12 protein-coding genes are annotated in these 12,636 nt (G+C 44.8%); 5 read left to right on the forward strand and 7 right to left on the reverse strand.

What is annotated here, in order from left to right; translation table 11 throughout:
* Positions 1–449: 449 nt before the first annotated feature.
* Complete coding sequence (locus L5M51_RS10570; protein WP_263172626.1) at positions 450–2,339, forward strand: S8 family peptidase; 1,890 nt, start codon at positions 450–452, stop codon at positions 2,337–2,339.
* 109 nt (positions 2,340–2,448) lie between these two features.
* Here L5M51_RS10570 and L5M51_RS10575 read toward each other — a convergent pair whose 3' ends face one another.
* Positions 2,449–2,982, reverse strand: a complete 534-nt coding sequence (locus L5M51_RS10575; RefSeq protein WP_105251724.1) for an SCP2 domain-containing protein — start codon at positions 2,980–2,982, stop codon at positions 2,449–2,451.
* Between the two features lie 138 nt (positions 2,983–3,120).
* Here L5M51_RS10575 and L5M51_RS10580 point away from each other — a divergent pair, with 138 nt between their 5' ends.
* Positions 3,121–4,131, forward strand: a complete 1,011-nt coding sequence (locus L5M51_RS10580; protein WP_263172629.1) for a peptidase U32 family protein — start codon at positions 3,121–3,123, stop codon at positions 4,129–4,131.
* Between the two features lie 37 nt (positions 4,132–4,168).
* Entirely contained in the window at positions 4,169–5,056 is an 888-nt protein-coding gene (locus L5M51_RS10585; protein ID WP_263172630.1) for a U32 family peptidase, read from the forward strand.
* Positions 5,057–5,092: 36 nt separating this feature from the next.
* Here the strand turns inward: L5M51_RS10585 and L5M51_RS10590 are convergent, their stop codons facing one another.
* On the reverse strand, positions 5,093–5,806 hold the full coding sequence (locus L5M51_RS10590) for a hypothetical protein (RefSeq protein WP_263172631.1): 714 nt from the start codon (positions 5,804–5,806) through the stop codon (positions 5,093–5,095).
* 705 nt (positions 5,807–6,511) lie between these two features.
* On the opposite strand from L5M51_RS10590, the gene L5M51_RS10595 reads away from it, so the two are divergent.
* Entirely contained in the window at positions 6,512–7,870 is a 1,359-nt protein-coding gene (locus tag L5M51_RS10595; RefSeq protein ID WP_173243401.1) for a YjiH family protein, read from the forward strand.
* 529 nt (positions 7,871–8,399) lie between these two features.
* Here the strand turns inward: L5M51_RS10595 and L5M51_RS10600 are convergent.
* The 3 genes from L5M51_RS10600 to L5M51_RS22835 all read right to left on the reverse strand — a co-directional run bounded on the left by L5M51_RS10600 (position 8,400) and on the right by L5M51_RS22835 (position 9,792).
* A complete protein-coding gene (locus L5M51_RS10600) occupies positions 8,400–8,882 on the reverse strand; it encodes a hypothetical protein (protein WP_263172633.1) in 483 nt (160 codons plus the stop codon).
* A gap of 98 nt (positions 8,883–8,980) precedes the next feature.
* The gene (locus L5M51_RS10605) at positions 8,981–9,298 is read right to left on the reverse strand and encodes a hypothetical protein (protein WP_263172635.1); all 318 of its coding nucleotides are present in this window, start codon (positions 9,296–9,298) and stop codon (positions 8,981–8,983) included.
* A 2-nt stretch (positions 9,299–9,300) separates the two neighbouring features.
* On the reverse strand, positions 9,301–9,792 hold the full coding sequence (locus tag L5M51_RS22835; protein WP_411569247.1) for a DUF6864 domain-containing function: 492 nt from the start codon (positions 9,790–9,792) through the stop codon (positions 9,301–9,303).
* 487 nt (positions 9,793–10,279) lie between these two features.
* On the opposite strand from L5M51_RS22835, the gene ltrA reads away from it, so the two are divergent.
* Positions 10,280–11,629: a group II intron reverse transcriptase/maturase gene (gene ltrA, locus L5M51_RS10610; protein ID WP_263172636.1), complete on the forward strand. Its 1,350-nt coding sequence runs from the start codon at positions 10,280–10,282 to the stop codon at positions 11,627–11,629.
* Between the two features lie 89 nt (positions 11,630–11,718).
* Here the strand turns inward: ltrA and L5M51_RS10615 are convergent, their stop codons facing one another.
* Positions 11,719–12,129 carry a nucleotidyltransferase substrate binding protein gene (locus L5M51_RS10615; RefSeq protein ID WP_263172638.1) on the reverse strand — a complete coding sequence of 137 codons (411 nt, stop codon included), beginning with the start codon at positions 12,127–12,129 and terminating at the stop codon, positions 11,719–11,721.
* The gene (locus L5M51_RS10620) at positions 12,116–12,472 is read right to left on the reverse strand and encodes a nucleotidyltransferase domain-containing protein (protein ID WP_263172640.1); all 357 of its coding nucleotides are present in this window, start codon (positions 12,470–12,472) and stop codon (positions 12,116–12,118) included. Before L5M51_RS10620 ends, L5M51_RS10615 begins: the two co-directional genes overlap by 14 nt.
* Positions 12,473–12,636: the final 164 nt, after the last annotated feature.

Below are 12,636 nucleotides of genomic sequence, written 5' to 3' on the forward strand. Positions count from 1 at the left end.
AAACAATCCGCATAAAAAATCACAATAAAGATGCATTTAACGGTATGAGAAACCTTTAAATCGCTTAAATCCAAGCCTTTATCTCAGCATTAGTCAAAACACTACTTTAGACTGACTTCTTTTCAGCGGTGAATGTCAAAAAAGTAGCAGACGGAATTTATCGCTGCTTCACAGTTTATGATTCGGACAAAATGTCGCTTGATAAATCACCACTTTTACAGACTAGGTTGTTTTAATAGACTAATAGTTATTATTTTGACGCTTATTTGTACACCTCACTCTTTAGCTAAGTAAAAAGTCACCCACGGTCAAATTGTAAATCAAGTGTTACATTTCAACCCCGTGAATTAGATATACCTTAAGCATCGAACTGGGCAGGTTGAAAATACCTTCTACATTGAATTATGTCTCGAAGTCCGTGGAGACATAAAAAGAAAATGGAGTTCAACATGCATAAGAAACATTTAATTGCAGTCGCGGTCACAACTGGACTTGCTTACTTCCCTGTTAACGCTAATGAATACCAAGCGAGTATGGTAAGTGTCCCACAATCTAAAGCCATCAAAGATACTTACATTGTTGTATTCAATACCCCAAGCGTTCTTAATCTAAGTAATAACAACACCATAGCTGAATTCGCGACGAAACAAGCCGAGAGTTTAGTCAACCAATATGATGTCACTGTGATGAAAAACTTTGGCAGTGTGCTCAATGGTGTACTCATCAAGGCCAGCGCCCAACAGATTAAAGCACTGCGTAAAGATCCAAATGTGAAATACATAGAACAAGATCAAATCATGTCAGTAACGCCTATGGTTGAAGCCAATGCCAATCAACCGAGTCCGACCTGGGGCATAGACAGAATCGATCAACGAAACTTGCCATTGGATAGTAACTATCACACGGATTTCGACGGCTCTGGTGTAACCGCCTTTGTGATCGATACTGGCGTGCTTAATACTCACAATGAGTTTGGTGGTCGCGCCAACAGTGGCTATGATTTTGTGGATAATGATTACGATGCAACTGACTGTAACGGCCATGGTACCCATGTGGCAGGAACTGTTGGCGGTGCTACCTACGGTGTGGCTAAAAACGTCAATCTTGTGGGCGTCAGAGTACTCAACTGTTCAGGTTCAGGTAGTAACTCTGGCGTGATTGCAGGGATAAACTGGGTGAAAAACAATGCTTCCGGCCCCGCCGTCGCAAACATGAGTTTAGGAGGCGGCGCCTCCCAAGCAACTGATGATGCAGTCAATGCCGCAGTTGCCGCAGGGGTCACTTTCGTAGTGGCGGCGGGTAACGACAACAGCAGCGCCTGTAATTACTCACCCGCACGGGCGGTAAATGCCATCACGGTTGGTTCAACCACCAGTAACGATTCCCGCTCGAGTTTTTCTAACTTCGGGACTTGCCTTGATATCTATGCGCCAGGTTCGAGCATTACGTCCGCTTGGTATAACTCGAATTCAGCGACTAATACCATAAGTGGTACCTCAATGGCAGCCCCACATGTGGCAGGCGTTGCCGCATTATACTTAGATGAAAATCCAAATCTCTCTCCCGCACAGGTGACAAACTTACTTACGACGCGCGCCACGTCAAATAAAGTTACAGACGCGAAAACAGGTTCACCCAATAAATTACTCTTTTCACTCGCAGGCGATGATGGTGGCTGTGGCAATAATTGTCCCGTCGATGAAACACCACTGCAAAATAATGTGGGTGTCGCAATCAGTGGTGCCACAGGTTCTGCGACGTATTACTACATCGATGTCCCAGTCAATGCGGCAAGTTTAGGGATCAATCTAGCGGGTGGTTCTGGTGATGCGGATATTTATGTCAGCCAAGGGCAAAAACCGACGACAACAAGCTACCAATGCCGCCCCTATCAAAATGGCAACAACGAGAGCTGTAATTTCACCACACCTACGGCGGGTCGGTGGTATGTGATGGTGCAAGGCTATAATAATTACGCCAATGCCCAACTGACAGCCAGCTATAACCTGAATGGTGGCGGAAGCTGCACCGATGCAAACTGCTTAACCAATGGCGTACCTGTCACGAATTTAAGCGGGGCAACGGCAACAGAGAAACTGTATAAGATAGTGGTTCCAGCCAATAGCCAACTCAACATTGCCACCAGTGGCGGAACTGGAGATGTAGACCTGTATGTTAAAGCAGGCACTACCCCAACGACCACCAGCTATGATTGCCGTCCCTATAAAAACGGGAACAATGAAAGCTGTTCGATTACCGTGACTCAAGCGGGAACTTACCATGTGATGTTACGCGCTTATTCGAGCTACTCGGGACTACAACTGAGTGCAAGCTACTAACTCATTGACCAAACCATACAATAAAGTTTAAATAAAAATAAGCCCACTAAGATAACAACTTAGCGGGCTTCTTTATGGAATTAGCAGTGTGTAGTCTCACTACATAACGTTAAAAGCTTGGGGATTTGGCGAGAATAATTGTCGGTTTCGCTTCAATTTGCAGACGCTCAATCACAGCGGCAAGCTTTTCAACACTAAGACGAATTGGGGCTGGCATACTGGCAAATTCGATACTTAACAGCAGGTTTTTCACTTCGAGTCCTAATTCAGTATCACCTTGAATACTCAGCTTACGCTGGAAGAATAGCGTGTCGGGATCTTCCTTCGCCGCCGCCACTAACACTAGCTCAGCAGAGTTGGCACTGAAGGTCACCTGCGCATTGGTGAGCTCTCTGACTTGCCACTTGCCATTAAAACTGACTTCGAAGGCTAAGTTTATATCTTCCACTCGAATCGCGACCCATTTATCCGTCAAAAATCCAAGCTCATCGCCAGCAGCTTGCTCGGCAAGTAAGAGTTCAAGCAATTGGCTGATGGCTTTTGCTTTGAGGCTAAACGGCATCTTAGCAAGGGGAAAGCCGATGGCTTTTGGGGTGAACTCTAAAAGTTGCTGAGCAAATTTTGCGAAAAAAACAGCGGACATAGCGGGAACCCTACAAGAATAAAACATGATATATCCCAGTTTATCGGGATTTTATGATCTTAAACCTGTTTTAAATCAATTCATCGCCATTCAATCTTACCTACACTCAGCGGCTATCATTTTATCGGGAGCATCACTATGGAGCTGTTGTGTCCAGCAGGAAATCTGGCCTCGCTAAAGTCGGCATTACATGCCGGAGCCGACGCTGTGTATCTAGGGTTAAAAGACGACACCAACGCGCGCTCGTTTGCAGGATTAAACTTCACCCCCGCAAAATTGCAAGAAGCCACTGAGCTGACGCAAAAGCACGGCAAAAAAATCTTTTTGACCTTAAATACTTTTCCAAAGCCCGGTGAAGAGCATCGTTGGTATCAGGCTATCGATTTAGCGGCAAAACTGGGTATGGATGCATTAATTGTCGCCGATCTTTCTTTACTCGATTATGCCAATAAGCACTATCCAAACCTGCCACTGCATTTATCGGTGCAGGCCAGTGCAACTAATCTGGGGGCGCTGAGCTTTTATAAAGAAGCCTTTAACATCGCCCGAGTAGTATTGCCACGGGTGTTATCCATGAAACAAGTACGGGATCTTGCTAAAGTCAGCCCAGTGGATTTGGAAGTATTCGCCTTTGGTAGTCTGTGCATTATGGCCGAAGGGCGTTGCCAGCTATCATCCTATGTAACGGGCCAATCGCCCAACACCGGTGGATCTTGTTCACCGGCAAAACACGTTCGCTGGCAAGAAGAAGGACAGAACCGATTAACCCGGCTCAACGATGTGTTAATTGATAAATCGGCCCTCGACGAACAAATGGGTTATCCCGTGGTATGCAAAGGCCGTTACATCACTGCAGATCAAGATTCGCCGCAATATTTACTCGAATCACCAACCAGTTTGAATACCTTAAGCTTACTTCCAGAGCTAGCCAAGGCGGGCATAGTGTCGCTGAAAATCGAAGGACGTCAACGCAGCCCCGCCTATGTTGAACAAGTCACTCGAGTATGGCGTCAAGCCATAGACACCTATCTAAATAATCCAGCGCTGTACTCACAAAGCCAAAATAAACCCCATTGGGAACAAGCTCTAGCGAAAGTATCCGAGGGTCAGATCACTACGCTTGGCGCCTACGAGCGCGATTGGCAATAAAAGGTAAATAGAGAGCAAGATTGACAAAGGACACCTTATGAAGATTTCCCTAGGACCACTGTTGTATTGCTGGCAGAAACAGCAAGTCGCTGACTTTTACCAGCAAGTCGCCGCCAGTCAAATTCCCTTAGTGTATTTAGGTGAGGCGGTTTGTAGCCGCAGACGCGAACTCAAGTGGGGCGATTATCTAGAGCTGGCGCAAATGCTCAAGCAGGCGGGTAAAGAAGTCGTGCTTTCGACGCTGGCCTTAATCGAAGCGCCATCTGAATATACTGAGCTCAAACGCCAGGTCGATAACGGTGAATTTATCGTCGAAGCAAACGATATGGCGGCAGTGTATCTTGCTAAAGAGCGTAAGTTGCCCTTTGTCTGCGGCGCGAGTATCAATAACTACAATCGCGCCAGTTTAGACATTTTGCAGCGGTTTGGAATGCAAAGATTTGTGATGCCAGTGGAGCTATCTAAGGCTTGGTTGCAACAAGTGATTCAAGAACAGCCGTCATTTGAGGTGGAAGTGCTCGGCCACGGCTATTTACCACTCGCCCATTCAGCGCGCTGCTTTACCGCTAGACACAAACAGCTCACGAAAGATCATTGCGAAACTGTGTGCCGTGAATACAGTAAAGGACTACTCGCGCAAACCCAAGAGCAGCAACCTTTACTCAGACTCAATGGAATTCAAACCCAATCCGCTAGCTGTTTAGATTTACGCAGTGAAATAGCGGCAATGACACAGATGGGGGTCGATGTGTTTCGAGTATCACCCAGTAGTCTTGACTGCATCACTAAAGCCAATGCTTTGGTCGATACGATTCAAGCGACTAAAAATACTCAGGATTTTTCGATGAATAGCAACCTTGATATAACCCAGTGCAACGGTTATTGGTTTGGTGAAGCGGGCCTTGCTATGCATGTGAATCCATAGCCTAAAGCTGAAGATAAGCCTAAATTTAAAGATAACTCAGCCAATGATTTTGGGATCTTGGCTGAAGCTTAACTGGCTAAAAAGCAGCACACTTGTCCAGCACAATAAACTTCCCAGTCCAATCCATTCTAGTAGGGCTGGCCACCACAAAGTAGGACGCGGCAGTTGCAATACCATCTCCTGATAAAACGGTCTATCACCTTCGGTCAAACCTAAATTGAGCTGTGGTGCATACAGAAACGTCAACATGCTACATAAGACTATTAACGCCAACAACCCAGTCCAACGGCCAAAGTTAGACTTGCCGAAACAGACCAAGGCTAAATAGAAGATCGCACTCAAACTCCCCAGATAGAAAAACCATTTCAGCCCAAGAACATGCAAGTGATACACGTTCACCGGAAATAATCCCACGCTCGCTAAAGCCAGAAAAGTGAGAGCCAAACTGATAAAGAAAGGGTATCCCCAGCAAGAAGTCACCAGCTGCAATGAAGACAAACAATAGAAAACGAGGCTTAAACTGCCAAAAAACAACCCACCGTTGAGAATGACAGCGAAAGACGAATGACCATAAGTCCCTAATTCACTTAGGGTGTGATTCAAAAAATTGAAGCGATGGAATTCAGAATCATCGAACCCCAAAACAGTAATAACAATGCCAATTAAAAGCCCAAAGATCCCCAAAAAACCAAACTTAATGGCCAGTGTTGAGCCGCCTTTAATCGTAACCTTCTGTACTTTTGCGATCATGAATACTAGAGCTGGATGGGAGTAATACTAACTTACATGGAAATGAGAAGATTTAAAGCGGCGGGTATCCGCTTTATGAATAATATTTTTACTTTCATCGTTATTTGCGACTTTTTAGTCAATCACAAAAGCATCAAGATAGTGGAGAAGGTCACTTTTAGAGATAAGTCGATTTAAAGGCTTATCGCATAAAAATGTGTCCTAGTGCCCAAGGCTCCTTAACATTACCGCGATATAAACAACAGGTTCTCGCCAACGCTATATAGCCAGAGTTATCTCTATTGCACTTTCAAATCGAACAGAAAACCAGCCAACATGGCGGTAGGGCTAAAGTTGCTGATGTTTTTTTGTGCAGAAATAACATCTAGATAGTTTCACACACATCAGTAAACAAGTAATTAACCAGTCGTTAACCAACCTAAGGTAAGTGATGGTAATACTATGTTTAATAATGCTTTACAGTAATGCAAGCCAATATAGCCACTCTTAATTTATCGACAACTGAAGTAAAATAACTATGCTGTTTTGCTGCTTATATCAAACTAACTAGCGAATCGTTTTACATAGAGAAGTTAAGCGAGTAATCTTCCCCATTCTCGTTTTTGAGTTGAATTTAAATGCACCTTAATTAGCGTCGACAGCTTGTTACGTGCGGCTATTTATTCAAATTTACCATGTACGACTCGTACTTTAAGGTGTACAACATTGGCTACTGAAAATAAAAACCGAAACATTAAGACGATACTCACCTTTATCGTCCCTTCGCTGATTGGTCTGTTGTTATTTATGACCCCTATCAGCTACAACGATGCGATCACAATTCCTATCGCTATCATATCTAAAGCACTGCAAGGCGCATTGAGCGGTGTGCTAACCCTCATAGTGACTATTATTGTTGTGACTACGGCGCTGGCCTCTTTACTGTCAAAAGTGTTTAAGCCCACATTCGTTACGCAAAATCACTTCCTTAATGGTTTATTGAATGTCAGCCCTATGTGGTTGACGACTCGGATCTTAGGTGCAGTGTTTATCGTACTGACTTACTTAGGTTTAGGTCCAGAGATCATCAACTCCTCGAGCACTGGCGCATTAGTCTTAAACGACTTATTACCTGTGTTATTCTCGGTATTTATCTTTGCGGGTATGTTACTGCCGCTGCTGCTGAACTTCGGCCTACTCGAACTCTTTGGCACACTCTTAACGAAAGTCATGCGTCCCGTGTTCAATCTACCGGGTCGTAGCGCTATTGATTGTATGGCCTCATGGTTAGGTGATGGCAGTGTCGGCATTTTGCTGACCAGCAAACAATACGAAGCCCGTTTTTATACCCAGAGAGAAGCCGCAGTTATTGGTACAACCTTCTCGGCGGTATCGATTACCTTCAGCTTAGTGGTGATTTCACAAGTTAAGTTAGAGCATATGTTTGTGCCCTTTTATTTGACTGTGTGCCTCGCGGGTTTTGCCGCCGCTGTGATTGTGCCTAAGTTGCCACCATTATCGTGGAAGAAAGACAACTACATAGATGACACACCACGCATGCCAGATGATGAGCTGATCCCAGCAGGACATGGCGCCTTATCTTGGGGCTTTGATAAAGCCTTAGAAAAAGCCGCCAGTGCTGGTGGCATAAAAGCGGTCTTAAATGAAGGTATTAAAAACGTTGTCGATATGGTGTTTGGTATTATCCCTGTGGTAATGGCCATTGGTACGCTGGCACTGATTATTGCCGAGCACACGCCCATCTTTAACTATCTTGGTATGCCGTTTATTCCATTACTCGAATTACTGCATATTCCAGAAGCCACTGAAGCCTCTAAAACAATCGTAGTCGGTTTTGCGGATATGTTTATTCCGTCAATCCTTGCCAGCTCAATTGAATCAGATATGACCCGCTTTGTAATTGCAGCCTTATCTGTGACTCAGTTGATCTATATGAGTGAAGTCGGTGCACTGCTTATCGGCAGTAAAATTCCCGTCAACTTCGTTGAGCTTTTCGTGGTGTTTATTCTACGCACCTTAGTGACACTGCCTGTTATCGCAGGTGTAGCGCATTTATTGTTCTAACATTACGCTAGTTTGGGCCTAACGTAGGTTTTAATGTAAGTCCAACAAACGTTCTAAAAAAGGGGAGTCAGATTAACTGATTCCCCTTTTTGCACTAACTCATACACGAACTGGCTGATTTGATTATATAGCGTGACTTAATCGTACAACCTCCACTCGTAACCACACAACTCACTTTGGGACAGAAATGTGTTGGAAAGTAGTGTTTGGGGAGCAGTAATTTCAGTTGTTAGAAGTTTAGCGTTTACGGGTATCCACTCGCACAGGCTTGCCATGGCATTCGCTCGTCGACTCGCAGCAAGTCCGTCCATGGGGCGGACGGTCGTCTCGCCAATCACCATTGCTCACCTTTTGGGCACTAGTGTAACCAGTCTGTATGAAGGAGATACCCAGCACGCTTTTGGACAAAAGCGTGTTAGATCCCCAACACTAATTTTTGAGTTTCGGATTAAAATTTCTATGGGTTTAACGTTTGAGCTCAGGGGCAGAGAAAAAGCGCAGCTTTTTCGGAGTCCCCTGGATTGAATGGTTAGGCCGCACGGCTATCCGAAGCAGCGATGTTGCCGGTTTCTGCCTCACCTTTGGATTTATCCCACTCCCGTTTAAGCAATGCCTGCATATCTGTCTCGAATTCTTCTAACTTCGATTTGAGGTCATTTATATTCTTGGTGCGGGCATTTTGAGATATAACAGGGAGCACCAGAAGCAGCTTTGCATCGAGCTTATGGTCTGGGTTTACATTCAGCCTGAGTCGAATCAGAACCCGAGTACGCTCTAGCTCGTATTCGTCATTTTCCCTCGGCGCAACGGCCACACGATTGGATAGCGCGACATATTCAGCAGACAGTTCTCGCATGTCCTTGCGCCATTGAGCTCGCTCATTTGTGACGACTTTCGTGCGAACGTCTAGCTGAACATCCTTTGATTTGCCAAAGGTGCTAAGAATCGAACCGATAAAGCCAAGAACAGCTCCTATCAATGCGCCTACAAATCCGAATATTGCAGCTTCCATATGTGATCCCTTCAGTGCGGCCTAACGTTTGGTTAAGGGGCCGGCTTTAGCCGATCCCTGTGAGCGCAGCGAACGATTTGAACCAGTAGTTAGAACCTTCACTCACCTTTTCCGAACGCATAGCCAAGTGCTAGCGTGATAATTGGAACAAAAACGCTCCATATTTGAACTATTGACTGCAATAGTGCGTCGCCCTCAGATGTCACAAAAAAAGATCGTACAAAAAGAAGAGCACTTAGCCCGGATGCAATGATGAAGCTCCAGGTTATCGTCATCCATATGAATGAGTCTTTTGCATTTCTGCCGGTGCCAATATGCCCGGCAATTTTTCCGGCAATCTCTTTACTTGTAAGTGAGCCGGGTTTTCCTTCAATAGTACTTTCTTTGGTGTCTGGAAGCTTGATAGATCCTTGCATGCTTAAGCTCCCATTAGCATAAATGTGTAGCAGAACTGCCGAATGTCTCCCGAACCAGTCGGGGTGTTTACAAACCATGTGGCGAAGAGTCTTTTTCCTCCGAGAGTCCCAATTTCAATAGGTTCTATTCTTCCCTGGCCTAGCGAGTTGTTGAAGTTATAAAGGCTAATAACTAGTTCATTGTCAATCACTTCCGCGATAAATCGAGAGTCTTCTGAGCTATTCTTGAATTGATATTTTATAACGAGATTGGCTAGTGAAAATTTCACCTCTGGCGCAGTCAAGTGCACAACTCCGGATGCAATGACCTCATATCCCGAGGTGGTGATTTTGAGTGGGTATTCAGAGTGCTGTAACAATGTGACGTTCCCCGATTTTAAAGTTGTGATTCTAACGCCTAAATCAGGTGCGTCGTAGACGTCACCTGGATTTACTTGTGTACGCCCAGCATGGGCATGAACTAATGAGGTGAAAGTCCTCTGTAGGAAGGTCACCGTTCAATAACATCCTGTTATTAAACGTTAACTACTAGCGAATGGCAAGGGCTTATCCGCGAGGATTGGTCTGAAGGAAGCCGCTAGCAAATTTGCGAGCTGATGAACAAGAACATCATATGAGGCGTAGGCTAGAGGTGAGTTGGCACAAGACGACGAAACCACGTGATCTAATGGCCACCGTAAATGATGCAGCAGTGCAAGGAAAGTTCATGTTTTTATCTGGGGAGATCTGCTTAACACGCGATCGGTCATTAACCAGTCAGGCTCTGGTTTATAAGTGCCTTGGCTTTTCAGTGTCATCGACTGAAAAGAGCGAACCAGATGAAAACCGATAGCGCATGACGGGGCAACTCGGCATGTGATTAAGCAGAAGTCAGCAGACGGCATAGTAGCCCAACGCCCATCGTAATGGATGGGATAGCATACCCCGCGTTAGCGTGGTGGGTACATGGTGAAGGCCTGAACATTTAGAAGAAGAGGAGTCTTGTCAAACTTGTTGATACCCACTACGTCGCCAGACGATTACTATCAGCAGCGTATTGATATGCAACCAGCCTTCAACAGCGATTTATTCCAACAACTGCTTCAGCCTGAGAATCTACACCGAGCTTGGCGTCAGGTTAAAGCCAATAATGGCGCGGCTGGTATCGATGGCATGACCATCGAAGCCTTCCCGCTTTGGGTGCAGCAAGGCGGTTGGCAACAGTGTAAATCTCAACTTGAGTTAGGTGAATATCAACCCTCAGCAGTCAGACGCGTAGAGATCGACAAACCCGATGGCGGTAAACGCAAACTGGGTATCCCTAACGTCATTGATCGTGTGATACAGCAATCAATTGCTCAAATTCTCACGCCGTTGTTTGACCCTTCCTTCTCGGCTAATAGCTTCGGCTTTAGATCGAATAGGAATGCCAAACAAGCAGTCTTGCAAGTCAGGGATATCATCAAACATAAACGCAAATTTGCCGTCGATGTTGATCTGTCCAAGTTCTTTGATCGAGTAAATCATGATCTCTTAATGACTCAGTTAAGGATCAAGGTACAGGATAAGCGTCTGCTGGCGCTTATTGGTAAATACCTGCGTGCTGGCGTGATGATCAACGACCAATTTGAAGCAAGCTTCGAAGGCGTACCTCAGGGCGGCCCACTCTCACCATTACTATCAAACATCATGTTGGATAGTCTGGATAAAGAGCTGGAAAGCAGAGGGCATCACTTCGCCCGCTACGCGGATGACTTTATCATCTTGGTCAAGTCTCAACGAGCGGGCGAACGTGTCCTCAAGAGTATTACTCACTATCTTGCCACTAAGCTAAAACTGGTTGTTAACGAACAGAAAAGCCAAGTGGTTAAGGTAGGCCAGAGCAAGTTCCTAGGGTTTACCTTTAACCGTGGAAAGATCCAATGGCATGCTAAAACATTACACATCTTCAAACAAAAGATAAGACGACTGACGAACCGCAATTGGGGAGTCAGTATGAGTTATCAACTGTTTAAACTGCGGCAATATATGCAAGGTTGGATCAATTACTTTGGCATAGCCAACGCTTATCAAGGGTGTGTCGATTTAGACCATTGGATCCGCCGTCGAGTGCGTATGTGTTACTGGCGTCAGTGGCGAAAACCACGGACTAAGGTGCAGAATCTACTTAAACGAGGTGTCAGGATCCAAGCAGCCGTTGCTTGTGGGATCACAAGTAAAGGTCCTTGGCTTAGTTCGAAAACACCAGGAATACAGCAAGCACTGAGTAACGAGTACCTTACGAAAGCTGGATTGTATTCACTAAGAGATGGATGGATTGCAGTTCATTATCCTAACCAGAAAACAGGTTAGGAGTTCTAAATGAACCGCCCGGTGCGGAGCCGCATGCAGGGTGGTGTGGGGGCTGGAGGCTAGATACCTCCGGCTACCCGATTAGGTGATTAATTTGATAAACTACTATACCTATTCTCAAGAAATTCAAGCAGATCTTTAATTGGGGTGAACAACTCACCAATCTCATCGTAGTATTCATCAATGAAATCATCATCAAGATATTCGTGAGATGATTTATTTCTATGATCTAGAAGGTCTTGCCATACAATTTCACCACTTAACCAACCTGCAGCAAAACCTTCGACCATTGTTTCTCTAGGGCTATTTGGATGAATTCCTTCGTATTTCAACCCTCTTTTGAGGGTTTTCCAAACCAGCTCTACGACAGTTTCAAAACGCTGAATTGTTCCTTCAACTACCAACTCACGATCTCTCGGAATTTGCAATGCCTGTTCAAGTTTATCTACAGCTTTACGCAGATTACCCAAGCTATCCAGCAACTTCCTAGGATTGCTCATATATTACTTCTCCATCATCATAAATTCTTTTCTGCAGTCGTTCAGGGTTACTCAAGAAGTTTACAATTGAAATTCTAAAAACAACTCTTACGTCATGAATAGCCTTCGCTCGTAACATCACCCAGTCAGCTTTAGTAAAAGATGGCGCGACGACTGCCAAATCAATATCTGAATATTTGTCATAGTCACCGCATGCTCTTGAACCAAAAATAATTAGTTTTTCAACAGAGTCTCTTTGACTTAGTTCATCGAGAAACTTAATAGCCTCGATTGGTAGAGGGCTAATTTTACGCAAATTGACTTGCAAATGAACTCCTTCACCTAAAATTTTATTAGTGCGCATGCGCGTTTACCTCGTTGGACCAGTGAAAACGCGCACGGTTAACTATCTGTATGCAAAGAACTTATCAGCTTTCTGCCAAATACACCATCAGGAAAAACGCGCATGCGCGTTTTCCGAACCTATTAACTAAAATTCAGTTACTATATTCACCTGATTTTATAGAG

This window comes from Shewanella sp. SM73 (assembly GCF_025653795.1).
Lineage (GTDB): Bacteria > Pseudomonadota > Gammaproteobacteria > Enterobacterales > Shewanellaceae > Shewanella > Shewanella oncorhynchi.

Coding starts and splice junctions, on each gene's coding strand:
- L5M51_RS10570 (WP_263172626.1), top strand. CDS start 450: ATGCATAAGAAACATTTAATTGCAGTCGCGGTCACAACTGGACTTGCT.
- L5M51_RS10575 (WP_105251724.1), bottom strand. CDS start 2,982: ATGTCCGCTGTTTTTTTCGCAAAATTTGCTCAGCAACTTTTAGAGTTC.
- L5M51_RS10580 (WP_263172629.1), top strand. CDS start 3,121: ATGGAGCTGTTGTGTCCAGCAGGAAATCTGGCCTCGCTAAAGTCGGCA.
- L5M51_RS10585 (WP_263172630.1), top strand. CDS start 4,169: ATGAAGATTTCCCTAGGACCACTGTTGTATTGCTGGCAGAAACAGCAA.
- L5M51_RS10590 (WP_263172631.1), bottom strand. CDS start 5,806: ATGATCGCAAAAGTACAGAAGGTTACGATTAAAGGCGGCTCAACACTG.
- L5M51_RS10600 (WP_263172633.1), bottom strand. CDS start 8,882: ATGGAAGCTGCAATATTCGGATTTGTAGGCGCATTGATAGGAGCTGTT.
- L5M51_RS10605 (WP_263172635.1), bottom strand. CDS start 9,298: ATGCAAGGATCTATCAAGCTTCCAGACACCAAAGAAAGTACTATTGAA.
- L5M51_RS10615 (WP_263172638.1), bottom strand. CDS start 12,129: ATGAGCAATCCTAGGAAGTTGCTGGATAGCTTGGGTAATCTGCGTAAA.
- L5M51_RS10620 (WP_263172640.1), bottom strand. CDS start 12,472: ATGCGCACTAATAAAATTTTAGGTGAAGGAGTTCATTTGCAAGTCAAT.